The organism is Thauera sp. JM12B12 (assembly GCF_039614725.1).
GTDB lineage: Bacteria > Pseudomonadota > Gammaproteobacteria > Burkholderiales > Rhodocyclaceae > Thauera.
The window spans coordinates 1,466,820-1,491,516 of the sequence record NZ_CP154859.1; the positions used below are offsets into that span (position 1 = coordinate 1,466,820).

Here is a 24,697-nt window from a genome sequence, read left to right on the forward strand (position 1 = left end):
CGTGTTGCCGCGGGGGCGCGGCTGACGCGCGGGGTGATCGTCCTGCTCGCGGTGTGCGTCGCCTGCCTGATCGTCGAGACGGAGCCGGCCGCCGCCTCGGCAGTGGGTACGGAGGCGCGGGAGGTGGTGCGGATCGCGACCACCCGGTCCTCGCTCGGACGCATCAACCGCAACGATGCCGTTGCGGCGATACGAGGCTGGGGCGAGGCGATCCTGCGCGAGCGCGGGCTGAGCGCCAGGCTCGAGGTGGAGGTGTTCGACGCGCTCGAAGGCATTCGAGCCGCAATGCGTCAGCAGCGGGTGGATGCCTTGTCCTTGACGACCCAGGAATACCTCGACATCGGCTTCGAGGCCGATCGCGTCTTCCTGCAAAGCGACGGTGCGCAGGTCCATAGCCGCTACGTCCTCCTCGTGCGCCGTGATGGCGGCGTGGCGACGCCTGCGGCCCTGGCTGGACGTCCGGTGAGCATTGCCGAGGGCCTGAGGATGAGCCTGGCGCAGACTTGGCTGAACGCGCTGTCTGCGGGGCAGGCACCGGCCGTGCAGACGGAGGAACCCGGCAAGGCCGTGCTCAGGGTGTTCTTTCGCCAGAGCGCCGGCGCCGTGGTGTTGCAGGAGGCCTTCGATCTGGTCTGCGAGATGAATCCCCAGATCCGCAAGGAGCTGACCGTGCTGCGCACCTCGCCGCCGCTCGTGCCGACGCTGTTCGTCCTCCGGCCGGATTGGCAGGGGCCGAATCGCGTCGCGCTCGAGGAGATGCTCGAGCGGCTGCACCTTTCTGTGGCGGGTCAGCAGGTCATGACGCTGTTCCAGGGGGCCAGGCTGGAGGCGCATCCACCGAGCGTGATGGAGGATACGATAAGCTTCCTCAGGCAGTACCGGGAGGGCTGGCGGCGATCCCGGGCGAAGGCCGCCAATGAATGATCGTCCGCGCCCATAGGAAGCCGTCCATGTCATCCGCCACCGCGAGGGGCCCGAGCGTCGGGATCGCGTATCGAATCGCGCTGCTTGCGTGGCTGGTTTCGCTGGCGACGCTGATCGTCTTTGTCCTGATCACGATTCCGCAACAGAAGCGGGTCTTCCAGAAGAACCTCGAGTCCAAGGCGCTGGGCGTGGTCGTATCGTTGCGCGATGTGGCAGCCGGGGCCGCGGTCAACGAGGACTTCGCCAGCCTCGTGACCGCCAGTCAGACGCTGCTCGACGGCGATCCGGATCTTGCCTTTCTGGTGATCAACAAGGACGACGGGTTCGCCCTCGTCACCCGCCGATCGGGATGGTCGGTCGAGCAGCGGATCGATTCGTACTGGCAGCCGGCCTTGCGCGTTGCGGCGGGGGCGATCACGACCGTGCCGACGCTCGGGCTGCGCAGCTTCCATTACGCCCATCCCTTCGACTACTCGGGCATCGAGTGGGGCTGGATCCATGTCGGGCTGTCGCTCGACGGCTATGACGAAAGCGTCGCCCTGCTTTATCGCAACACGGCGCTCGTCGGTCTGGGCTGCATCCTCCTCAGCCTGATCGGATCCCTGCTCTATGCCCGGCAGATGGTCAAGCCGCTGGCGCGCCTGCGCGAGGTGGTGCAGCAGATCGCGGCCGGCATGCTGTCGGTGCGTGCGGACGTCGTGCGCCGCGATGAGCTTGGCGACCTCGGGCAGTCGGTGAACCTCATGGCTGAGGCGCTGCGCCTGCGCGACCGCCAGCTCCAGGGCGCGTCGAGCGCCATCCAGGCGCTGCTGTCGGCGATGGATCCGGACGTCGGCATACCCCGTGCCCTGGAGATCATCGGCGAGGCGTCGGACCAGGACCGGGTCTACTTCTTCGAGTTCGGGATGGACCCGGAATCGGGCGGCATGGTGGCCCACCAGCGCTACGAGTGGACGGCCAAGGGTATCGCCCCCCACCTGCGTGATCCGCGATTCGAGGTGATCAGGGTTGGACAGACGCTGCAGCCATGGCTGGACGAACTGCGGGCGAGCCGGCCTGTTGGCGGTATCACCCGCGACATGGCACCCAAGTTGCGCCAGCTGTTCGAGCCTCAGGGCATCCTGTCGGTGCTGATCCTGCCGGTGCGGGTGGCGGGCGAACTCCGCGGCTTCATCGGCTTCGACAACTGCCGCCTGCCCTATTCGTGGAGCGAGAACGAGACGGCGATCCTCGCGTCGTTGGCCGCCTCGATCGGCACCGCGTTCGAGCGCCATCGCATCGAACAGGAGATCCTCGAGGCCAAGGCCACGCTCGAGCTGCGGGTGAGGGCGCGCACGCAGGAACTGCAGGACCAGGTCGAAGCCAAGGAACACGCGCTGTCCGAACTGGCAGAGGCGCAGGGAACGCTGGTCGAGCTGTCGCGCTCGGCCGGCATGGCCGAGGTGGCCACGGGCGTGCTGCACAACGTCGGCAACGTGCTGAACAGCGTCAATGTCTCCTGCAACCTGCTCATGGAGGGCCTGCGGGAGTCCCGCATAGGACAGGTCGCGCGGGTGGCCGAGCTGATGGCCGACCCGCCGGGTGGCATTGGCCGCTACCTGAGCGAGGATCCGCGTGGCCGGCAGATTCCGGCCTACCTCGCCGGCCTGGCGTCGGCGCTGGACGAGGAGCGCGCGCGCATGTTCGCCGAGACGCGGACGCTGCATGATCGTATCGACCACATCAAGGAGATCGTGGCGATGCAGCAGACCTACGGGCGGGTGATCGGCGTGCTGGAACTGCTGCCGCCCGCGCAGCTCATGGAGGACGCCCTCAAGCTCAACGCGGAAGCCGTTGCGCGTCATGGCATCGAGATCCAGCGCGAGTACGCGGCGGTCCCCGACATCCGGGTCGACAAGCACAAGGTGCTGCAGATCCTGCTCAACCTGATCAACAACGCCAAGCACGCCTGCGCCGAGCTTGCGCAGCCAGGACGCGTGATCACGCTGCGGATCGGGAGGAGTGCCGTGGGGCTGCTTCGCATGGAGGTCGCGGACAATGGCGTGGGCATCGATCCGGAGAATCTGAGGCGCGTGTTTCAGCACGGCTTCACGACGCGGCGGGATGGGCATGGCTTCGGCCTGCACAGCGGCGCCCTCGTCGCCCGGGAGCTTGGTGGTTCGCTGCATGCGGCCAGTCGCGGCGCCGGGATGGGTGCGACCTTCACCCTGGAGTTGCCTTTCAACACCGGAGAACAATGATGAATGACGGCCCGGATGCCGGCGTCCACCGCATCCTGATCATCGACGACAACGCCTCTATCCATGAGGATTTCCGCAAGATCCTGCGCAAGCCGCTGGACCGCGCCGGAGACGGGCTCGCCGAGTTGGAGTCGGCGCTTTTCGGCGCGACCGCGAGCCCCGAGCCACGGCCCTCATATCTCATCGACTGCGCCTCGCAGGGTGAGGAGGGGCTCGAAATGGTGCGGGCGGCCTGTTCGGCGGGGCGCCCCTACGCTCTCGCATTCGTCGATGGGCGCATGCCGCCGGGATGGGATGGGGTCGAGACCATCCGCCACATCTGGAAGGTCGACCCCGAGATCCAGGTCGTGCTGTCCACCGCGTACGCGGACTATTCCTGGCAGGAGATCCAGCGTGAGCTCGGCAACACCGACAGCATGCTCATTCTCAAGAAGCCCTTCGACAACGTCGAGGTCCTGCAGATCGCTCATACCCTTACGCGCAAGTGGGAGCTCAACCGGGAGGTCGAAGGCAGGTTGCATGCACTGGCTTTCTACGATCAGCTCACCGGACTCCCCAACCGCGCCTTGTTTCTCGATCGCTTCCGGCAGAGCCTCGCCAACGCCCGGCGCAGCGGGCTGGGGTTGGCTCTGCTGTTCATTGATCTCGACAATTTCAAGCGGATGAACGACTCCCTCGGGCACAGTTTCGGAGACAAGGTCCTGGTGGAGATCGCACGCCGCCTCGAGGACTGCCTGCGCGCGACGGACACGGTGACGCTCGGCATGGCGTCGCGGCTCGGCGGCGACGAGTTCACCGTCCTCGTCCACGATCTGGAGCGGGACGAGCGCGTCGCCGGCGTGGCGCAGCGCATCTCGGCCGCGATATCGAAGCCGCTGGTCATCGGCGAACATCAGGTGATCATCACGCCCAGCATCGGGATTGCCGTCTTTCCGCAGGACGGCGAGGACACCGAGTCGCTGCTCAAGAATGCCGACCTGGCCATGTACCACGCCAAGCGGCTGGGCCCCAATGCATTCGCCTTCTACCGTGAATCGATGAACGCGCTGGTGCTCAAGCGGCTCACGCTCGAGAACCTGCTCAGGCAGGCGATAGACCGCGGCGAGCTGTACCTGGTCTATCAGCCCCAGGTGGCTCTGGAGGGCGGGCGTTTGCGCGGCATGGAGGTTTTGCTGCGCTGGAACAGCCGGGAGCTCGGCCTGGTGCCGCCGCTCGAGTTCGTTCCCATTGCCGAGGAGTGTGGCCTCATCGTCCCGATCGGCGAGTGGGTGCTGCGGACGGCCTGCGCACAGGCGAAGGCGTGGCTCGACCGCGGCCTGGATCTGCGACGCATTGCCGTCAATGTGTCGATCAGGCAGTTCAGCCAGGCGGATTTCGTCGACACCTTGCGCCGCGTGCTGGCCGACACCGGGCTCCCGCCGGCGGCACTCGAGATCGAGATCACGGAGAGCTTCCTGGAGCGAGAGGCCGATGAGGTTGCGGAGAAGCTCGCGCAGATCAGGGCGTTGACGGTGAGCGTCGCGGTGGACGATTTCGGCCAGGGTTATTCAAGTCTGGGCCGCCTGAAAAAGATGCCCATCGACTGCCTGAAGATCGATCGCTCCTTCGTCTGCGGGATCGATCGCAGCGCGGGCGACAGGACCATCATCGACGCGATCATCGCGATGGCGGCGGGCCTGAACCTGGCCACGATCGCCGAGGGCGTGGAGACGGCCGAGCAGGCGGCGTACCTCCGCGAACAGCATTGCCAGGATGCGCAGGGTTATCTCTTCAGCCGTCCGCTGCCCGCGAGGCAGGCCGAAGCGCTCCTGGAGCACCTGATGGGCATCGTTTCTGCGCCTCCGTGCGGCAGCTGACGAGGCGCTGGTGCTCGGCGCGAGAATCGGCTACATTGGACAACATACGCTACGGTATGGATATGCGGGGCCGGTCCTGCATGGCCGTCCCTGCGTCTCGTCCAACCAGGTAGGAGAGCAAGCAAGATGAGTATCAGCAAGATCGGTGTGGTGGGTGCGGGCACCATGGGCAACGGGATCGCGCAGGCGCTGGCGGTTGCTGGCCGCGACGTGGTGATGATGGACGTCAGTGAGGCGCAGTTGAAGCGCGGCCTCGACACGATCAATGCCAGCCTCGATCGGCTCATCAAGAAGGAGAAGATGAGTGCCGAGCAGAAGGCGACCGCCATGGCGCACATCGCCACCGTGACCACCGTTTCCGGGCTGGCCGATTGCGATCTGGTGATCGAGGCCGCGACCGAGAACGTCGATCTCAAGCTGCGCATCTTTGCCGACCTCGACAAGACGCTCAAACCCGAAGCGATCCTCGCCAGCAACACTTCGTCGATCTCGATCACGCGCCTGGCGGCGGCGACCCAGCGGCCGGGGCAGGTGATCGGCATGCATTTCTTCAACCCGGTGCCGCTGATGGCACTGGTCGAGCTGATCAACGGCCTGCAGACCTCCGCCGGGACCTATGCGGAGGTGGAGGCGCTCGCGAAGTCGATCGGCAAGACGCCGATCAAGGTCAAGAACAGTCCGGGCTTCGTGGTCAACCGCATGCTGTGCCCGATGATCAACGAGGCGGTGTTCGCGCTTGGCGAAGGGCTGGCCACCGCGGCGGAGATCGACGAGGCGATGAAGCTCGGCTGCAATCACCCGATCGGCCCGCTCGCACTCTGCGACCTGATCGGCCTCGATGTCGAACTGGCGGTGATGCAGGTTCTGTACGAAGGCACCAAGGATCCGAAGTACCGTCCTGCACCCTTGCTGGTGGAGATGCTGGAGGCGGGCTACCTTGGCCGCAAGAGCGGCAAGGGCTTCTTCGAATACCCGGCGAAGTGAGTCCGCGCTGACGCCCGCCCGCGCTCGGGTGGGCGGGCCCAGACGTGAGAACGCCACCTCGAGGGTGGCGTTCTTGCTTCCCGGTCGGGGCGGTGATCAGCCGCGACCCGAGCGCATCGCGTCGAAGAACTCGGCGTTGCTCTTGGTGGCCTTGATCTTGTCGAGCAGGAATTCCATCGCGTCGATGTCGTCCATGCCGTAGAGCAGCTTGCGCAGGATCCACACCTTCTGCAGTACGTCGGCCTTGAGCAGCAGCTCTTCGCGCCGGGTGCCCGAGCGATTGACGTTGATCGCCGGATAGACGCGCTTCTCGGCCATGCGGCGGTCGAGGTGGAGCTCCATGTTGCCGGTGCCCTTGAACTCCTCGTAGATCACGTCGTCCATGCGGCTGCCGGTGTCGACCAGCGTGGTGGCGATGATGGTCAGCGAGCCGCCTTCCTCGATGTTGCGCGCGGCGCCGAAGAAGCGCTTGGGCTTCTGCAGGGCGTTGGCATCCACGCCGCCGGTCAGCACCTTGCCGGAGGCCGGCACCACGGTGTTGTAGGCGCGCGCCAGCCGCGTCAGCGAGTCGAGCAGGATCACCACGTCGTACTTGTGCTCGGTCAGGCGCTTGGCCTTCTCGATCACCATCTCGGCGACCTGCACGTGGCGGGTCGCCGGCTCGTCGAAGGTGGAGGCCACGACCTCGCCCTTCACCGAACGCAGCATCTCCGTCACTTCTTCCGGGCGCTCGTCGATCAGCAGCACGATCAGCTTGACGTCCGGATGATTGGCCGTGATCGCGTGCGCGATGTGCTGCAGCATGACCGTCTTGCCGCTCTTGGGCGGGGCGACGAGCAGGCCGCGCTGGCCCTTGCCGATCGGCGCGATCATGTCGATCACGCGGCTGGTGATGTTCTCCTCGCCGCGGACGTCGCGCTCGAGCTTCAGGCACTCCTGCGGATGCAGCGGCGTGAGGTTCTCGAACAGGATCTTGCTCTTGCACTCTTCCGGGGGCCGACCATTGATCTTGTCGAGCTTGGTGAGCGCGAAGTAGCGTTCGCCGTCCTTGGGCGTGCGGATCTCGCCCTCGATCGTGTCGCCGGTACGCAGGTTGAAGCGCCGGATCTGCGAGGGCGACACGTAGATGTCGTCCGTCCCCGCGAGATACGAGGTGTCGGGAGAGCGCAGGAAGCCGAAACCGTCAGGCAGCACTTCGAGTGCGCCGTCGCCACAGATCGGTTCGCCCCTGCGGGCACGGTTGCGCAGCAGCGCGAAGACGAGTTCCTGCTTGCGCAGCCTGTTCGCACCCTCGACGCCGGCGTCCATCGCCATCTGCAGCAGTTCGCTGACGTGCAGGGCCTTGAGCTCGGAGAGGTGAAGCGCGGGAACGTCGGGATCGCGGGGCGTGGAAGAGCCTTCCTCGCCGCCGTTCTCGACGTCGAACAGATCGCTTTCGTTCTGCGGATTCTGGGGGGAATTACCGTCCCGGTTGCGCGCGCCGCGGCGACGGGCGCGCGAGGAACCACGGGAGCGGGCCGGAGCCTGGTCCGGCTTAGATGTTGCTGTCAATGAAGGCGGTCAGTTGAGATTTGGAAAGGGCGCCCACTTTGGTCGCCTCGACGTTGCCACCCTTGAACAGCATCAACGTCGGGATGCCGCGGATGCCGTACTTGGCCGGGGTTTCCTGGTTGTCGTCGATGTTGAGCTTGGCGACCTTGAGCTTGCCGGCGTAGTCCTTGGCGACGTCGTCAAGGATCGGGGCGATCATCTTGCACGGGCCGCACCATTCGGCCCAGTAGTCGACCAGCACCGGGGTCTGGGACTGCAGCACTTCAGCTTCGAAGTTGCTGTCGGTCACATAGTGAATATGCTCGCTCATGATTCCTCACATAAGGGCTAGCGGGTATAGACGAAAGTCGGTGACTTCGTTGCCTGGTATTGCATGAGAGGGGAGGGGATGTGCCCGAAAACGCGCCGCGGAGGAGGGTGCCTGCGGCAGATCCGGGTTTTCCGGCGGAAGGAGAGTTCTTCCGTGAAGAAATTTTGACGAAACTTATGCGAAGCACCGGCTTGCGTCAAGGGAATCCGCTGCGGTTTTCCGCGCGTCACGCCCTGACGTGGCAAAAACGCCAAGGACTGGACTATATTCTGGCTTTCCCGACGCCGGCCGCCAGAGCCGGCTCGCACCCCCAAAGACCATGGAGAGCCGCAATGACCTATGTCGTTACCGAGAGCTGCATTCGCTGCAAGTACACCGATTGCGTGGATGTCTGTCCGGTCGACTGTTTCCGCGAGGGACCCAACTTCCTCGTGATCGACCCGGAGGAGTGCATCGACTGCACCCTGTGCGTGGCCGAGTGTCCGGTCGAGGCGATTTTCGCCGAGGATGACGTGCCGCAGGACCAGCAGCATTTCATCGCCCTCAACGCCGAGCTCGCAAAGGGCTGGAAACCCATCGTCGAACGCAAGGATCCGTTGCCCGACGCAGAGGAGTGGGCCAAGGTGAAGAGCAAGCTCGACCAGCTCAAGCGCTGAGGTCGCAGGCCCTGCCCGCGACCCGCTTTGCGGCCTCCGGGCGATGCACTAAGATGGCGCCTGACCTCAACATTCATAACGACCGGGTACGGAGATCGACATGCTGGTGAGCGAGATTCTCGCGATCAAGGGCAAGGTGCTGTTCACCATTGCGCCCAACAGGAGCATCGCGGAGGCCGTCGAGATCATGAACGAGCAGGACGTCGGCTCGCTGGTCGTTTTTTCCCGTGGCGCGATGGTGGGCATGCTGACGTTCCGCCAGGTCTTGCAGGCGGTGCAGAAGGGCGGGGCTGACTGGCAGGCGCTCACCGTCGAGGAGACGATGCTGCGCGAACCGCTCACCGCATCGCCGACGATGGAAATGGACGAGCTGCGTCGCCTGATGGTCGAGCATCACCAGCGGTACCTCCCGGTCATGGAGGATCACACCCTGCTCGGCGTGGTGAGCTTTCATGACGTCGCCAAGGCGGTGCTCGAGGAGCAGAGCTTCGAGAACCGCATGCTGAAGAACTACATCCGCAACTGGCCGGCGAGCGAGGACGAGGCGCAGTAGCCGGATACCGAACGCGGTACGCGGCGGAGCACGTCCGCCGCACCTCCATGGACGGGGGAGCCCGTCCGCTCGACACCCTCGAACAAGAAACGGGTGCGATCACGTTGGAATGAGCGCCAGGCTCTTGGGTCTGGCCGACGCCTTGGGAGGGCGGAGCCGGGCGACCTTTGGGTCGCCGGCGGTATTTCCAGCAACAGGAGGAGAGGACGTGGAAAAAATCTGGCTGAAAAGCTACCCCCAGGGCATCCCCGCGGAAATCGACGTCGATGAGTTCCGCTCCCTCGGGGACGTGTTCGAGCGCAGCGCGCGACGCTTCGCGGCGCAAAGCGCCTACATCTGCATGGGAAAGGCGATCTCCTACGCCGAACTCGATGCGCTGAGCGCGCGCTTTGGCGCGTTCCTCCAGAGCGACCTGAAGCTGCCGCGCGGCACGCGCGTGGCGCTGATGATGCCCAACGTGCTGCAGTATCCGATCGCCCTTTTCGGCGCGTTGCGGGCGGGCTATACGGTCGTAAACGTCAATCCGCTCTATACCGCGCGCGAGCTCGAGCATCAGCTTCGGGATGCCGGGGCCGAGGCGATCGTCATCCTCGAGAACTTCGCGCACACGCTCGGGCAGGTGCGCGGGCAGGTGCCGGTGCGCCACGTCATCGTCACCAGCCTGGGCGAGATGCTCGGCTTTCCGAAAGGGGCGGTGGTCAATTTCGTCGTCCGCCGGATACGCAAGCTGGTGCCCGAGTGGTCGCTCGACGGCCATCTTTCCTTCACCGAAGCGCTCAAGCGCGGCGCGGCTCACGCCCTGCAGCCGGTGGAGGTGGGGCACGACGACATCGCCTTCCTTCAGTACACGGGTGGCACGACAGGCGTGGCCAAGGGCGCGATCCTGACCCACCGCAACATCATCGCCAACCTCCAGCAGGCCCACGCCTGGATCGCGCCGCACGTCCGCGACGGTCGTGAGATCATCATCACCGCGCTACCGCTTTATCATATCTTCTCGCTCACCGCGAACTGCCTGACCTTCCTCAAGATCGGCGCGGCGAACGTGCTGATTCCCAACCCGCGCGACATTCCCGGCTTCGTCAAGGAACTGGCCAGGCACAGATTCACGGCGATTACCGGGGTCAACACCCTGTTCAACGCGCTGGTGAACAGCGAAGCGTTCGCGCAGCTGGACTTTTCCTCGCTGCGGGTGGCGCTCGGCGGCGGGATGGCGGTCCAGCAGGCAGTCGCGGAGAAGTGGAAGACGATCACCGGTGTGCAACTGGTTGAGGCATACGGTCTTACCGAGACCTCGCCGGCGGTCACCATCAATCCGCTCGACCTCAAGGGCTTCAACCATGCGATCGGACTCCCGGTGCCATCCACGGAGATCAGCATCCGCGACGACGAGGGCAACGAGCAGCCGATCGGGCAGCGCGGCGAGCTGTGCGTGCGCGGGCCGCAGGTGACGCCCGGCTACTGGCAGCGCGCGGAGGAGACCGCGCGCGCGTTCACGCCGGACGGGTTTCTGCGCACCGGGGACATCGCGGTCATCGACGAGATGGGCTTCGTCCGGCTGGTCGATCGCAAGAAGGACATGATTCTGGTGTCCGGCTTCAATGTTTACCCGAATGAGGTCGAGGACGTGGTCGCCAGTCATCCGGGGGTGCTCGAGGTCGCTGCGATCGGGGTGCCCGACGAGCGCAGCGGCGAGGCGGTGAAGATCTTCGTCGTGCGCAAGGATCGCTCGCTCACCGCCGAGGCGCTGACGGCCTACTGCCGCGAGAACCTGACCGGCTACAAGGTTCCTCATCACATCGAGTTCCGCGATGAACTGCCCAAGAGCAACGTCGGCAAGATCCTGCGGCGGGAGTTGCGCGCGGGCTGAGCCTTGCCGGTCGAGGAAGGTGCGGCGTCGGGTCGCTCGAATTGCAGGGGCGGCATTTCCCCGAAAAGATTCTTGTGCATCGCACCGCTTCGTGATTACACTGCCGGTCACGTTTCATACCTTCTCGACGAAAACGCATTTCATGTCCCGTCCCGCAAGCTTCGCCTTCGTGTCCGCGGTAACCGTAGTACGCGTAGTTGGCGTAGGCACGCGCGCGTCGTAACGGGACAAGAAGCACTCGAGCACAAGATCTCAAACCCCCGTCGGCGCGCAAGCCCGACGGGGGTTTTGCTTTTGCGCCCGCCGGTCTTGCCGCCGAACCTTCAAGCAAGGAGACCAACATGGTTCAACTCACCGGCGCGCAACTGATGGTGCGCCTCCTCGAGCGTCAGGGCGTGCGCACGATCGCGGGCCTGCCCGGCGGCGCCATCCTGCCCTTCTACGACGCGCTTTCGGCCAGTGAGCGGATTCGCCACGTGCTGGCCCGCCACGAGCAGGGCGCGGGCTTCATGGCGCAGGGCATGGCGCGGGTGAGCGGTGTGCCCCAGGTGTGCATCGCCTCGAGCGGCCCCGGGGCGACCAATCTGGTGACCGCAATTGCCGATGCCTGCCTCGACTCGATCCCGATGGTCGTCATCACCGGTCAGGTGCCGCAGGCGATGATCGGCACCGACGCCTTCCAGGAAGTCGACATCTACGGCATCACGGTGCCGATCACCAAGCACAACTTCCTCGTGCGCTCCGCGCAGGAACTGCTGGAGGTCGTCCCGGACGCTTTCCGCATCGCGATGTCCGGGCGCCCGGGCCCGGTCCTGATCGACGTGCCCAAGGACGTCCAGAACCAGCTGATCACGGTCGATGAATTCCCGCCGGTTGCGGTCGCGGATCCGGCGCCTCAGCTCGACTTGGCTGCGATCGAGGAGGCGGCGCGGATGATCAACGCGGCCGAGCGGCCGGTGCTCTACCTCGGTGGGGGGGTGGTCCATGCGGGTGCGGCGTCGCTCGCCGTGCAACTGGCCGAGCAGGGCAGCCTGCCGACCACGATGACCTTGATGGCGCTAGGCGCAATGGCGATGGACCACCCGCTGTCGATCGGCATGCTCGGCATGCATGGCGCGCGTTACACCAACTTCGTGCTCGAGGAAGCCGACCTGCTGATCTGTGTCGGCGCCCGCTTCGACGATCGCGCCATCGGCCGCGCGTCGCAGTTCTGCCCGAACGCGAAGATCGTCCATGTCGACATCGACCGTTCGGAGCTCCACAAGATCAAGAACGCTCACGTGGCCATTCACGCCAACGTGAAGTGCGCGCTGGAGGCCTTGCTGCCGCGCGTCAAGTCGGCGCTGCGCGCGCCCTGGCTGTCGCAGGTGGCCAGCCTGAAGGCGCGCTTCCCGATGCAGTTCCCGGGCCAGGACGATCCGCGCAGCCATTACGGCCTGATCCAGGCGGTGGCGAACGCCCTCGACGACGAGGCGATCGTCGCCACCGACGTCGGCCAGCACCAGATGTGGGTGGCGCAGGCCTATCCCTTCCGTCGACCGCGCCAGTGGCTGACCTCGGGCGGCCTCGGCACGATGGGCTTCGGCCTGCCCACCGCGATCGGCGCCGCGCTCGCCGAGCCGGACCGCACGGTGGTGTGCTTCACGGGGGACGGCAGCTTCAAGATGAACATCCAGGAACTCGACACGCTTGTCGAGGAGGGCCTCAACGTCAAGATCGTGCTGATGAACAACAACGCGCTCGGCCTCGTGTATCAGCAGCAGGCGCTGTTCTATGGCAAGCGCCAGTTCGCATCGAAGTACCGCGGCGAACCCGACTTCGTGAAGATCGCCGACGGTTTCGGCGTGCCGGCGCTCGACCTCGACCTCGCCGAGGATCCGGTCGCTGCGCTCGCCGAGGCCCTGCAGCGGCCGGGTCCGTGTCTGATCCATGCGACGATCGACCGCGAGGAATTCGTTTACCCCATGGTGCCGCCGGGTGCGGCCAACACCGAGATGATCGGAGGCTGATGATGATCGAGCAGGTTGCCGACCCGCTGCCGCAAGCCGGCTGTGCCAAGGTCGTTCTGGAACTGGATGTGAACAACCACCCCGGGGTGATGAGCCACATCTGCAATCTCTTTGCGCGTCGCGCGTTCAACGTCGAGGGCATCCTCTGCATGCCGGTGTCCGACGGCAAGCGCTCGCGCATCTGGCTGCTGGTGTTCGAAGACCAGCGCCTGGAACAGATGGTGCGCCAGGTCGAGAAGCTCGAGGACGTCCTGAACGTCCGTCGCCATGGCGCCGAGCATGAGGTCTTCGAGCGCCTGGAGGGCTTCTTCCACTGATGGCTCAAGCGGCCGGGCCGGACGTCCGCACGCCGGGCCGCCGCCCGCCGCAGGGCTGAAGGGGACGGGGCGCGCGTGCTAGACTCGCGCCCCGTCCCCTGTTCATTCGAGAGGCCTTGCGCGAGGTGCGGGCGTGCTGCGCCCGCCCCCTTGCTCAGGCGATAAGCGAGATTTCCATGTCCGGCAATACCATCGGCACGCTCTTCACCGTCACTTCGTTCGGCGAATCCCACGGTCCGGCCATCGGCTGCATCGTGGATGGTTGCCCGCCGGGACTGGCGATCAGCGAGGCCGACATCCAGGCCGAGCTCGACCGGCGCAAGCCGGGCACCTCGCGCCACGTCACCCAGCGTCGCGAGCCGGATACCGTGGAGATCCTCTCCGGGGTGTTCGAGGGCGTGACCACCGGCACCCCGATCGCGCTGCTGATCCGCAACCAGGACCAGCGCAGCAAGGACTACGGCAACATCGCCGACAGCTTCCGCCCCGGCCATGCCGACTACGCCTACCTGCAGAAGTACGGCCTGCGCGACTACCGTGGCGGCGGGCGCTCGTCGGCGCGCGAGACCGCGGTGCGGGTGGCGGCCGGGGCGATCGCGAAGAAGTGGTTGAAGGAGCGCTACGGCATCGTGATCCGCGCCTGCATGGGCGCGCTCGGCCCGATCGAGATTCCCTTCCTGTCCTGGGACGAGGTCGAGGGCAATCCCTTCTTTGCGCCCAATGCCGCGATCGTGCCGCAGCTCGAGGCCTACATGGACGAACTGCGCAAGTCGGGCGACTCGATCGGCGCGCGCATCGACGTCGTCGCCAGCGGCGTCCCGGTCGGCTGGGGCGAGCCGGTATATGGGCGCCTGGACGCCGACATCGCCTACGCGATGATGGGGATCAATGCGGTGAAGGGCGTGGAGATCGGCGCCGGCTTCGCCTCGGTGGCGCAGCGCGGTACCGAGCACGGTGACGAGATGACGCCCGAGGGCTTCCTGACGAATCACGCCGGCGGCGTGCTCGGCGGCATCTCCACCGGGCAGGACATCATCGCCAGCATCGCGATCAAGCCCACCTCCAGCATCAGGCTGGACCGACGCTCGATCGATCGCGCCGGCAATCCGGTCATCGTCAATACGCACGGCCGCCACGACCCCTGCGTCGGCATCCGCGCCACGCCGATCGCCGAGTCCATGCTGGCCCTGGTGCTGATCGACCACGCGTTGCGCCATCGCGCCCAGTGCGGCGACGTGCGCACCGACACCCCCCGCATTCCCGGGCTCGCGCCCACCGGCAGCCAGCGCCTGCCGTCGCCGCGCTGAGCGGCGACGGCGGCCCGTGATCGGAAGGCCGATGCGGCGGTCCTGCGCGCGCCGCCGCGCCTGAGGCGCGCCCGATGATCCCGTACTGGCGCCTGTCGGCCTATTACTTCTTCTACTTCGCCTTCGTCGGCGCGTTTGCGCCGTACTTCACGCTCTACCTGCAGTCGATCGCGCTGACGGCGACCGACATCGCGCTGCTGATGTCGCTGATGCAGCTGATGCGGGTGCTCGCGCCCAACCTCTGGGGCTGGCTGGCAGAGCGGCTCGGTATGCGCATCGCCATCGTCCGCCTGTCGGCGCTCGCCAGTCTGGCGGGCTTTTCCGTCTTTTTCTTCACCACCGATTTTGGCGGCCTGTTCGCGGCGATGGCGCTGATGGCCTTCTTCTGGAGTGCGGCGCTGCCGCTGGTCGAAGGGCTCACCTTCGCCCATCTCGGCGAGGCGGGGCACCGCTACGGCAGCATCCGGGTGTGGGGCTCGGTGGGCTTCATCGTGGCGGTGCTCGCGCTGGGACATTCCCTGGACCATCTGCCGATCACCGCGGTGCTGTGGGTCACCGCCGCCATCCTGGGAGGCATCGTGCTGTGCGCCTTCGTCGTGCCCGAGGCGCCACGAGCGCCGGCCCAGCGCGAGACCGTGAGCTTTGGCGATACCTTGCGCCGGCCGCAGGTTCAGGCCTTGCTGGGTGCCTGCTTCCTGATGTCGGCGGCGCACGGCGCGCTTTACGTGTTCTATTCGATCTTTCTCGTCGACATCGGCTACGACAAGGCGCTGGTGGGCTGGATGTGGACGCTCGGCGTGGTGGCCGAGATCGTGGTGTTCATGCTGATGCCGCGCATCACGCAGCGTTTCTCCTTGCGCGCGATCCTGCTGTTCTCCTTCGTGTGCGCGGTGCTGCGCTTCGTCATGATCGGCTGGGGTGCCGGCAGCCTGGTCGTGCTGCTGGCGGCGCAACTGCTGCACGGCGCGACCTTCGGCGCTTATCATGCTGCTGCCATCGCGGTGGTCAATCAGTGGTTCCCGGGGCGATTGCAGTCGCGCGGACAGGCGCTCTACGGCAGCCTTTCGTTCGGTGCGGGCGGGATGCTGGGCGGGCTGCTGAGCGGTTACACCTGGGAAACCATCGGCGCGGCCTGGACCTATACGATTGGATCGGGTTTCGCGCTCGCCGGGCTGGTCTGGCTGTTTCTTGGCTGGCGCGGCTCGCATGACGCACCCGCACAGGCTCCGGATCCATCTGCCCGAGGAGGATGAAATGAAGGCAATGCTCAGACTCGTCATGCCCGCGCTGATCGCCGGTGCGCTCGTCACCGCCTGCCAGACCGTGCAGACCACCCAGTCCGGCGCGGTCGGTGTGCAGCGTTCGCAGCTGATGATGGTGTCCGCCCAGCAGGTCGAGCAGGCGTCGAGCCAGCAGTACCAGCAGATGCTCGCCCAGGCGCGCCAGAAGAATGCGCTCAACCGCGACCCGGCCACCGTGCAGCGCGTGCGCCGCATCGTGTCGCGCCTGACCGCACAGACCGGCGTGTTCCGTCCGGATGCGCCGTCGTGGGCGTGGGAGGTGAACGTGTTCTCGTCCAACGAGCTCAACGCCTGGTGCATGGCGGGCGGCAAGATGGCGATCTACACCGGGCTGATCCAGCGCCTCGATCTCACCGACGACGAGATCGCCGCGGTGATGGGACACGAGATCGCGCATGCGCTGCGCGAGCATGCGCGCGAGCAGGTGTCGAAGTCGATGGCGACGGGACTCGGCGTCTCGGTCGCCGGCGCCCTCCTTGGCGTGGGACAGATCGGCCAGGACCTGATGAGCCAGGTTGCCCGGGTCACCTTCGAGTTGCCCAATTCGCGCGAGCACGAGATCGAGGCGGATCGCATGGGCGTCGAGCTGGCGGCGCGTGCCGGCTACGACCCGCGGGCGGCGGTCACGCTGTGGAACAAGATGGCCGGCAAGTCGGCCGGCGCGCCGCCGCAATGGCTGTCGACACACCCTTCGCACGCCAATCGGCAGCGCGATCTCGCCGAATACGCCGCGCGCGTGATGCCGCTCTACCAGGGCGCGCGACGTTGACTCCCGGGGGCGTGGCGGGCAGGGGCCACGGCCGGCTGCAGGCTGCGGCGCTGTTCAGTTTTGGCGGCTTTGTGAAATAATCGATTTCTTTTTTTTGATGCGGAACACTCCGGGATGCAAGCGCAAACGCTGTACGAAAAGCTCTGGTCCAGTCACGTCGTGCATCAGGAGGCCGACGGCACGGCGCTGATCTACATCGACCGTCATCTGGTGCACGAGGTGACCAGCCCGCAGGCCTTCGAGGGTCTCAAGCTGGCCGGGCGCAAGCCCTGGCGGATCAGCTCGATCGTCGCCACCGCCGACCACAACACGCCGACCGACCACTGGGACCTCGGAATCCAGGACCCGGTCTCGCGCCAGCAGGTCGAGACGCTGGACGCCAACATCCGCGAGGTGGGCTCGCTCGCCTACTTCCCGTTCAAGGACGAACGCCAGGGGATCGTGCACGTCATCGGCCCCGAGAACGGCGCCACGCTGCCGGGCATGACCGTGGTCTGCGGCGACTCGCACACCTCCACGCACGGCGCCTTCGGCTGCCTGGCGCACGGCATCGGCACCTCGGAGGTGGAGCACGTGCTCGCCACCCAGTGCCTGCTGCAGAAGAAGTCGAAGACGATGCTGGTGAAGGTCGACGGCCAGCTTGGCCGCGGCGTCACCGCCAAGGACGTCGTGCTCGCCATCATCGGCAGGATCGGCACCGCCGGCGGTACCGGCTATGCGATGGAGTTCGGCGGCAGCGCCATCCGCGCGCTGTCGATGGAAGGCCGCATGACGATCTGCAACATGGCGATCGAGGCCGGTGCGCGCGCCGGCATGGTCGGCGTGGACGAGACCACCATCGCCTATCTGAAGGACCGTCCGTTTTCGCCCAAGGGCCAGGCCTGGGATCTGGCGGTCGACTACTGGCGCAGCCTGCACAGCGACGAGGACGCCGAGTTCGACAAGGTCGTGGAGCTCAAGGCCGAGGACATCCTGCCGCAGGTGACCTGGGGCACCTCGCCCGAGATGGTCACCACGGTCGACGGCCGCGTGCCGGATCCGGCCGCGGTCGCCGACCCGGTGCGCCGCGAGGGTGTCGAGCGCGCGCTCAAGTACATGGGGCTCACGGCCAACACGCCGATCACCGACATCAAGGTCGATCAGGTCTTCATCGGCTCGTGTACCAACTCGCGCATCGAGGATCTGCGCGAAGCGGCAGCGGTGGCCAAAGGGCGCAAGAAGGCCGACAACGTCAAGCGCGTGCTGGTGGTGCCGGGCTCGGGCCTGGTCAAGCGCCAGGCCGAAGAGGAGGGGCTGCACGAGATCTTCCTCGCCGCCGGCTTCGAGTGGCGCGAGCCGGGCTGTTCGATGTGCCTGGCGATGAACGCCGACCGTCTCGAGCCGGGTGAGCGTTGCGCCTCGACCTCGAACCGCAACTTCGAGGGCCGCCAGGGTGCAGGCGGGCGCACCCACCTGGTCAGTCCGGCGATGGCCGCCGCGGCGGCGGTCACCGGCCACTTCACCGACGTGCGCTCGCTGGCCTGAGGGCCGGCATCCGATCGAGGACAATGCAATGAAGAAACTTGCGCTCATCGCCGCCGCGCTCGCTGCCGGCTTCGTCTCCATGGCGTGCAACACCGTGCAAGGCGTCGGCAAGGACATCGAAAAGGGTGGCGAGGCCATCCAGAGGGCAGTGAAATAATGAAGCCGTTTACCACGCTCGACGGCCTGGTCGCACCGCTCGACCGCGCCAACGTCGATACCGACGCGATCATCCCCAAGCAGTTCCTGAAGTCGATCAAGCGCAGCGGCTTCGGCCCCAACGCCTTCGACGAGTGGCGCTACCTCGACGTCGGCCAGCCCGGCCAGGACAACAGCCAGCGTCCGCTCAACCCCGACTTCGTGCTCAACCAGGCGCGCTACCAGGGCGCGCAGATCCTGCTCACGCGCGACAACTTCGGCTGCGGCAGCTCGCGCGAGCACGCGCCATGGGCGCTCGAGGACTACGGCTTCCGCGTGCTGATCGGGCCGAGCTTCGCCGACATCTTCTTCAACAACAGCTTCAAGAACGGCCTGCTGCCGATCAGGCTCGACGCCGCCGAGGTCGACGAGCTCTTCCGCCAGTGCGAGGCGACCGAGGGCTACCGGCTGACCGTCGATCTGGCCGCGCAGACGATCACGCGCCCGGACGGCAAGTCGATCGCCTTCGACATCGACCCCTTCCGCAAGGAATGCCTGTTGAACGGCTGGGACGACATCGGCCTCACGCTCCGTCACGCCGACAAGATCCGCGCCTTCGAAGCGCAACGCCGCGCCCAACACCCGTACTACTTTGCCTGAGCCCCGACGGCTCACCGAACCAAGGAAAACGATTCGATGAAGATTTGCGTGCTGCCGGGTGACGGCATCGGTCCCGAGATCATGGCGCAGGCCGTGCGCGTGCTCAACGCGCTCGATCTCAAGTTCGAGATGGAAGAAGCCCTGGTGGGCGGGTGCGCGGTCGACGCCACCGGCAACCCGCTGCCCGAGGCGACCCTCAAGCTCGCGCGCGAAGCTGACGCCATCCTGCTCGGCGCGGTCGGCGGCCCGAAGTGGGACAACCACCCCCGCAACCAGCGCCCCGAGCTGGGCCTGCTCGGCATCCGCAAGGAGCTCGCCCTATTCGCCAACCTGCGCCCGGCGATCCTGTATCCGGAGCTGGCCAACGCCTCCACGCTCAAGCCCGAGGTCGTCGCCGGCCTCGACATCCTGATCGTGCGCGAACTCACCGGCGACATCTACTTCGGCCAGCCGCGCGGCATCGAGATGCGCGAGGTCAATGGCGAGTCCCAGCGCGTGGGCTGGAACACCATGATCTACGCCGAGTACGAGATCCGCCGCATCCTGCGCGTGGCCTTCGAGGCGGCGATGAAGCGCGGCAAGCGCCTGTGCTCGGTCGACAAGATGAACGTGCTCGAGACCACCCAGCTCTGGCGCGACATCGCCATCGAGGTCAGCAAGGACTTCCCCGAGGTCGAGCTCAGCCACATGCTGGTCGACAACGCCGCGATGCAGCTGGTGCGCAACCCGAAGCAGTTCGACGTGATGGTCACCGGCAACATGTTCGGCGACATCCTGTCCGACGAGGCCTCGATGCTCACCGGCTCGATCGGCATGCTGCCCTCGGCTTCGCTCAACGCCGACAACAAGGGCATGTACGAGCCCTCGCACGGTTCCGCGCCCGACATCGCCGGCAAGGACCTCGCCAACCCGCTGGCGACCATCCTGTCGGCGGCGATGATGCTGCGCTATACCTTCAATCAGGAAGCGGCCGCGCAGCGCATCGAGCGCGCGGTCAAGAAGGTCCTGGCCCAGGGCTATCGCACCGGCGACATCTATGAGCCGGGCACCAGGCGCGTGGGCACGCGCGAGATGGGCGACGCGGTGCTCGCGGCGCTGTGAGCGCCTGCGCCCGAACAGGTTTTTCGAGAAACGTCTGATTAGAGAGTGATGAACATGAATCGAGTCGGTCTGGTTGGCTGGCGTGGCATGGTCGGTTCCGTGCTGATGCAGCGCATGGTGGAGGAGGGCGACTTCGCCTTCATCGAGCCGGTGTATTTCTCCACCTCGAACGCCGGCGGCAAGGCGCCGTCCTTCGGCGGCAAGGAAGCCGCCGCGCCGCTGCAGGACGCGATGAACATCGACGCGCTGAAGGCCTGCGACATCGTGATCACCTGCCAGGGCGGCGACTACACCAAGGAAGTCTTCCCCAAGCTGCGCGCCACCGGCTGGAACGGCCACTGGATCGACGCCGCCAGTGCGCTGCGCATGAACGACGACGCGGTGATCATCCTCGACCCGGTCAACCGCAACGTCATCGACGCCGCACTCGCCAAGGGCGGGCGCAACTGGATCGGCGGCAACTGCACCGTGTCGCTGATGCTGATGGGCCTGGGCGGCCTGTTCAGGCACGGCCTGGTCGAGTGGATCTCGGCGATGACCTACCAGGCGGCCTCGGGCGCCGGCGCGCAGAACATGCGCGAGCTCATCAGCCAGATGGGCACCATCCACGACTCGGTCAAGGACCTGCTCGCCGACCCGGCCTCGGCCATCCTCGAGATCGACCGCAAGGTTGCCGAGACCATGCGCTCCGAGAGCTTCCCGAAGAAGAACTTCCGCAACACCCCGCTCGCCGGCAGCCTGATCCCCTGGATCGACGTCCCGGTCGAGCACGGCCAGAGCAAGGAAGAGTGGAAGGGCGGCGCCGAATGCAACAAGATCCTCGGCAACCCGGCCTTCCGCACCCCCGGCTCGATCCCGATCGACGGCCTGTGCGTGCGCATCGGTGCGATGCGCTGCCACTCGCAGGCGCTGACCATCAAGCTCAAGAAGGACGTGCCGCTCGACGAGCTCACCGAGATCATCGCTGGCGCCAACCAGTGGGTGAAGGTGGTTCCCAATGATCGCGAGATCACCGAGCGCGAACTCACGCCGACCGCCGTCACCGGCACGCTCGGCATCCCGGTTGGCCGCCTGCACAAGATGGCGATGGGCCCCGAGTACCTCGGCGCCTTCACCGTCGGCGACCAGCTGCTGTGGGGCGCGGCCGAGCCGCTGCGCCGCATGCTGCGCATCCTGCTCGAGCGTTAAGTTTCGCCGGGCGCAGACGTTAAAGGGGGCAGCCGCCCCCTTTTTCGTTGGTCACGCCGGCGCGACGGGCGGTAATTCATCACGCTGGACGGGCTTGAATCAGGCTCGACTAATGCGACGAACGCCGGGAAATGCTAGATTCCTAGGCCGAATCAGCTGTTTTTTTGGCTGCCAAGCACAGTTCCGGGGGAACGCGGTTTGAAAACCAACATGACAAAGTCGCTCAGGGCCTCGTTGCTCGCTCTCTCCATCGCTGCGCTCCCGCTTACCGCGCAGGCAGCCGGCCTGGGGCAGATCAACGTGTATAGCGGGCTCGGGCAGCCGCTGCGCGCCGAGATCCAGGTCAGCGCCACGGCGCAGGAACTGCAGTCGCTGAGCGCGCGCATCGCGTCGGCGGAGGCCTTCCGGCAGGCCAACCTGAGCTATGGCAGTGCGGCGAACTCGATTCGCGTCAGCGTCGATACCCGGGCGTCGCGACCGGTCATCCGGCTGACCAGCGAGCGTCCGATCAACGATCCCTTCGTCGACCTGCTCGTCGAGCTGAACTGGGCGACCGGTCGGCTGGTGCGCGAGTACACTTTCCTGCTCGATCCGGTCGATCTGGCCGCACCACGCCCGCTTGCCGCCGCGGTGGATACGCCGGCCGCGGCGCCCGTGCCGAGGCCGGCGGCTCGTCCGGCGCCGCCCGCCCGCGCGGCAGCCGCGCCCCCGCGCCAGGTCCCCGAGACCTACACCGTTCGCCGTGGCGACACGATGCACCGTATCGCCAGCGCGAATTCCCACCCCGGGACGACCCTCGACCAGATGCTGGTCGCGCTGCTGCGCGCGAATCCGCAGGCCTTCGATGGCGGCAACATCAACCGCCTGCGAGCGGGCGCGGTGCTCAGCGTGCCCGGCGCCGAGGCGGTGCGCGCAATCGACGCCGGCGAGGCGAGGCGCGAACTGCGCGCCCAGGCAGCCGATTTCGAGGCCTACCGGCGCGGACTCGCCGGCTCTGCCGCCAGCCGAGCTCCGGTCCCACCCGCGCAGGCCGAGCAGGAAAGCGCCGGGCGCATCGTGCCGAAGGTCGAGGAACCCGCACCCGCCGCCGAGACGGGCGACCAGGTGAAGGTTTCGCGCAGCGACGTCGGCGCGGAGGCCGGCGCCGACGCGCGTCTGCAGGCGCTGGAGGAGGAGCTCTCCACGCGGTCGTAAGCGCTCGAGGAGGCCAATGCCCGCCTTGCCCAGCTCGAGCGCAGCATCCGTGACTTGCAGCGCCTGCTCGAACTGCAGAGCGGAACCATGGGGCAGCTCCAGGCCGGCGCCGAGGCGGGCGCCCCCGCCGCGGTTGCCGCGGAGGCGTCCGCCGGCCCCAGCGACGGCGACGCGGCGCGCGAGCCTGCTCCGTCGGAGCCGGCCACGGCCTCGGTGACACCACAGCCCGCCGAGCCGGCCGCTTCGGCGCCAACGGCTGCACCTGCACAACCTTCTGCACCGTCAGCGACCCCTGCGCCCGCACCCACCGCCGCGGCCCGACCGGCGCCTGCACCTGCCGCGCCGGCCGTCCAACCGACTTTCATCGATTCCCTGCTCGCCGATCCCGCGCTGCTCGCGGGCGGCGGCGGCATTCTGGCGCTGCTGCTCGCGTATGCCGGTCTCAAGGCACGCCAGCGCCGCAAGGAGGCCGAGATTCAGGCGGCCGATGCGGCGCTCGGTTCCGACACTGCGGCGGGCGACAGCCGCGGCGTGTTCGCCGGCACCGGTGGACAAAGCGTGGACACCGGTGCGACGAGCATCATGCACACCGATTTCAGCCAGTCCGGGCTGTCGTCGATCGACACCGACGAGGGTGTCGATCCGGTCGCCGAGGCGGATGTGTACATGGCCTATGGCCGCGATGCGCAAGCTGAGGAGATCCTGCTCGACGCGCTCAAGGCAGACCCCGGTCGCGCCGCGATCTACGTGAAGCTGCTGGAGATCTATGCCCAGCGACGCAGCACGCGGCAGTTCGAATCGACGGCCAGCGAGCTTTTTGCACGAACCGGCGGGCAAGGGCGCGACTGGGACAAGGCGGTCGCGCTCGGGCGCAAGCTCGATCCCGACAATCCGCTCTATGCCGGCGTGCAGGACGCACCGATGACCCAGCCGGGGACGACGAGCGCGCCACCCGCGGCCGGCGCCGGGCCGACGGCCGCGGCCGTGATGGCAGCCGGAGCGGCGGGAGCGGCCGGAGTGCTCGCCACCGCGCCTGCGGCGGCAGCGGCAGCGGAGCCCGCTGCGCAAGCGGCGCAGCCACCCGAGGCCGAGGACGTGAAGCATGAGCTGTCTGCGCTCGATTTCACCACCTCCGGTCCGGTCGAGCCGAGCCACTCGCAATTGCGGGACACCTGGACCCTGCCCGGGGATCTGAGCAAGCTCGGCGCAGATGGCGGTGACGCGACCACGGAGCTGGAAAGTTCCAAGGGGACGGCGCCGGAACAATTGGCCGAGGATCTGTCCCTTGACTCGGGCGTGATCGACTTCGAGCTCGACCTCGGTGACGAGACGCCGGCCGACGAATCGGCCGATGAGCCGGCCGCTGCGCCCGAGCATGCACTCGATCTCGACTTCGCGAGCGAAGCCGCGGCCGAGCCGGCTGCCGGTGACGACAGTGGCCTCGTGTTCGATCTGGACATCGGCGAGCCTGAGACCGCACCGCAGGGGGCGGCCGCCACGCCCGCACCTGCCCCGGTCGCGGGCGCGCCGATCGTGCCCGAGACCGATCTGGGTACCGCGACCGTCCTCGACGACATGGGGCAGACAGCCACCGGGCTGGATTTCGAGCTGCCCGATCTCGACATCGGTGGCGCTGCTGATCGCTTCGACCTCAACGCCACGGTCGTGAGCGCGTCCGCCGAGCCCTTCGGAGAAGAGCCTGCAGGCCTGGCCGAGGCGGGTGGGCAGGGGGGCGCGGCGGTGGGCGAGGCGCCTGCGGCACAGCCGGTCGTCGACCTCGAGAAGACCAGCTTCGACAGCAGCCTGCTCGACTTCGATTTCGAACTCGACGCGCCGGTGGTGCCGGATGCGGTTGCGCCCGCGACACCGGCGGGGCTCGACCTGACCTCGATCGACCTTGATCTCGAGAACTTCGACGACAAGCCTGCGGACGAGGTCGCGGACGTGCCGTTCTCGGTCGCCGAGACGCAGTTCGATGGGCCTGCCGACGCTGACGTCGAAACGCCGGCTGCGGACGCCGAGGCTTCGGCGGGCGAAGACAACGAAGAGGCCGAGACGAAGCTCGAGCTGGCGCGCGCCTACGAGGAGATGGGCGACAAGGAAGGTGCGCTCGAGCTCCTCGAGGAGGTGGTGAGCGAGGGCTCGGCGAGACAGCAGGCCACTGCCCGGGATATGATCTCGCGCCTGGGCTGAACGCCCCCGCTGCCAGGCCGCCTCGAGTCCAGGCTCGTGGCGGCCTTGTTCGTTG

At 66.9% G+C, this 24,697-nt stretch carries 21 protein-coding genes; 19 read left to right on the forward strand and 2 right to left on the reverse strand.

What is annotated here, in order from left to right:
* The first annotated feature begins 33 nt into the window (after positions 1–33).
* The 4 genes from AAG895_RS06515 to AAG895_RS06530 all read left to right on the forward strand — a co-directional run bounded on the left by AAG895_RS06515 (position 34) and on the right by AAG895_RS06530 (position 6,004).
* A complete protein-coding gene (locus tag AAG895_RS06515) occupies positions 34–924 on the forward strand; it encodes a PhnD/SsuA/transferrin family substrate-binding protein (RefSeq protein WP_345794700.1) in 891 nt (296 codons plus the stop codon).
* Positions 921–3,164, forward strand: coding sequence for an ATP-binding protein (locus tag AAG895_RS06520; RefSeq protein WP_345794701.1), 2,244 nt, complete (start codon positions 921–923; stop codon positions 3,162–3,164). Before AAG895_RS06515 ends, AAG895_RS06520 begins: the two co-directional genes overlap by 4 nt.
* Positions 3,164–5,020: an EAL domain-containing protein gene (locus AAG895_RS06525; protein WP_345794702.1), complete on the forward strand. Its 1,857-nt coding sequence runs from the start codon at positions 3,164–3,166 to the stop codon at positions 5,018–5,020. The genes AAG895_RS06520 and AAG895_RS06525 overlap by 1 nt, the downstream gene beginning before the upstream one ends.
* 126 nt (positions 5,021–5,146) lie before the next feature.
* Positions 5,147–6,004, forward strand: coding sequence for a 3-hydroxybutyryl-CoA dehydrogenase (locus AAG895_RS06530; protein ID WP_345794703.1), 858 nt, complete (start codon positions 5,147–5,149; stop codon positions 6,002–6,004).
* Positions 6,005–6,100: 96 nt separating this feature from the next.
* On the opposite strand, the gene rho is transcribed toward AAG895_RS06530, so the two are convergent.
* Together rho and trxA are read right to left on the reverse strand one after the other, a co-directional pair.
* Positions 6,101–7,318, reverse strand: a complete 1,218-nt coding sequence (gene rho, locus AAG895_RS06535) for a transcription termination factor Rho (protein ID WP_345795242.1) — start codon at positions 7,316–7,318, stop codon at positions 6,101–6,103.
* Positions 7,319–7,538: 220 nt separating this feature from the next.
* Positions 7,539–7,865, reverse strand: a complete 327-nt coding sequence (trxA, locus tag AAG895_RS06540) for a thioredoxin TrxA (RefSeq protein WP_345794704.1) — start codon at positions 7,863–7,865, stop codon at positions 7,539–7,541.
* A 332-nt stretch (positions 7,866–8,197) separates the two neighbouring features.
* On the opposite strand from trxA, the gene fdxA reads away from it, so the two are divergent.
* The 15 genes from fdxA (at position 8,198) to AAG895_RS06615 (ending at position 24,642) form a co-directional block, all read left to right on the forward strand.
* The gene (gene fdxA / locus AAG895_RS06545) at positions 8,198–8,521 is read left to right on the forward strand and encodes a ferredoxin FdxA (RefSeq protein ID WP_345794705.1); all 324 of its coding nucleotides are present in this window, start codon (positions 8,198–8,200) and stop codon (positions 8,519–8,521) included.
* Between the two features lie 100 nt (positions 8,522–8,621).
* Positions 8,622–9,074: a CBS domain-containing protein gene (locus tag AAG895_RS06550; protein WP_345794706.1), complete on the forward strand. Its 453-nt coding sequence runs from the start codon at positions 8,622–8,624 to the stop codon at positions 9,072–9,074.
* Positions 9,075–9,282: 208 nt separating this feature from the next.
* The gene (locus tag AAG895_RS06555) at positions 9,283–10,944 is read left to right on the forward strand and encodes a long-chain-fatty-acid--CoA ligase (protein ID WP_345794707.1); all 1,662 of its coding nucleotides are present in this window, start codon (positions 9,283–9,285) and stop codon (positions 10,942–10,944) included.
* Positions 10,945–11,285: 341 nt separating this feature from the next.
* Positions 11,286–12,953 carry an acetolactate synthase large subunit gene (ilvB, locus tag AAG895_RS06560; protein WP_345794708.1) on the forward strand — a complete coding sequence of 556 codons (1,668 nt, stop codon included), beginning with the start codon at positions 11,286–11,288 and terminating at the stop codon, positions 12,951–12,953.
* Positions 12,953–13,270 carry an acetolactate synthase small subunit gene (gene ilvN, locus AAG895_RS06565; protein ID WP_345794709.1) on the forward strand — a complete coding sequence of 106 codons (318 nt, stop codon included), beginning with the start codon at positions 12,953–12,955 and terminating at the stop codon, positions 13,268–13,270. The genes ilvB and ilvN overlap by 1 nt, the downstream gene beginning before the upstream one ends.
* A 176-nt stretch (positions 13,271–13,446) precedes the next feature.
* A complete protein-coding gene (gene aroC, locus AAG895_RS06570; protein WP_345794710.1) occupies positions 13,447–14,577 on the forward strand; it encodes a chorismate synthase in 1,131 nt (376 codons plus the stop codon).
* Between the two features lie 74 nt (positions 14,578–14,651).
* Positions 14,652–15,830, forward strand: a complete 1,179-nt coding sequence (locus AAG895_RS06575) for an MFS transporter (protein WP_345794711.1) — start codon at positions 14,652–14,654, stop codon at positions 15,828–15,830.
* 1 nt (position 15,831) lies between these two features.
* Positions 15,832–16,647 (forward strand): M48 family metallopeptidase, encoded by an 816-nt coding sequence (locus tag AAG895_RS06580; protein ID WP_345794712.1) that lies wholly within the window; start codon positions 15,832–15,834, stop codon positions 16,645–16,647.
* Between the two features lie 114 nt (positions 16,648–16,761).
* Positions 16,762–18,171 carry a 3-isopropylmalate dehydratase large subunit gene (gene leuC, locus AAG895_RS06585; RefSeq protein WP_345794713.1) on the forward strand — a complete coding sequence of 470 codons (1,410 nt, stop codon included), beginning with the start codon at positions 16,762–16,764 and terminating at the stop codon, positions 18,169–18,171.
* 28 nt (positions 18,172–18,199) lie between these two features.
* Entirely contained in the window at positions 18,200–18,328 is a 129-nt protein-coding gene (locus AAG895_RS06590; protein WP_345794714.1) for an entericidin A/B family lipoprotein, read from the forward strand.
* On the forward strand, positions 18,328–18,966 hold the full coding sequence (gene leuD / locus AAG895_RS06595; RefSeq protein ID WP_345794715.1) for a 3-isopropylmalate dehydratase small subunit: 639 nt from the start codon (positions 18,328–18,330) through the stop codon (positions 18,964–18,966). The genes AAG895_RS06590 and leuD overlap by 1 nt, the downstream gene beginning before the upstream one ends.
* Before the next feature lie 36 nt (positions 18,967–19,002).
* Positions 19,003–20,067 carry a 3-isopropylmalate dehydrogenase gene (gene leuB / locus AAG895_RS06600; protein WP_345794716.1) on the forward strand — a complete coding sequence of 355 codons (1,065 nt, stop codon included), beginning with the start codon at positions 19,003–19,005 and terminating at the stop codon, positions 20,065–20,067.
* 54 nt (positions 20,068–20,121) lie between these two features.
* Positions 20,122–21,255: an aspartate-semialdehyde dehydrogenase gene (asd, locus tag AAG895_RS06605; RefSeq protein ID WP_345795243.1), complete on the forward strand. Its 1,134-nt coding sequence runs from the start codon at positions 20,122–20,124 to the stop codon at positions 21,253–21,255.
* 210 nt (positions 21,256–21,465) lie between these two features.
* Positions 21,466–22,449, forward strand: coding sequence for a FimV/HubP family polar landmark protein (locus AAG895_RS06610; RefSeq protein WP_345794717.1), 984 nt, complete (start codon positions 21,466–21,468; stop codon positions 22,447–22,449).
* Positions 22,450–22,503: 54 nt separating this feature from the next.
* Positions 22,504–24,642 (forward strand): FimV/HubP family polar landmark protein, encoded by a 2,139-nt coding sequence (locus AAG895_RS06615; protein WP_345794718.1) that lies wholly within the window; start codon positions 22,504–22,506, stop codon positions 24,640–24,642.
* The last annotated feature ends 55 nt before the right edge of the window (positions 24,643–24,697 follow it).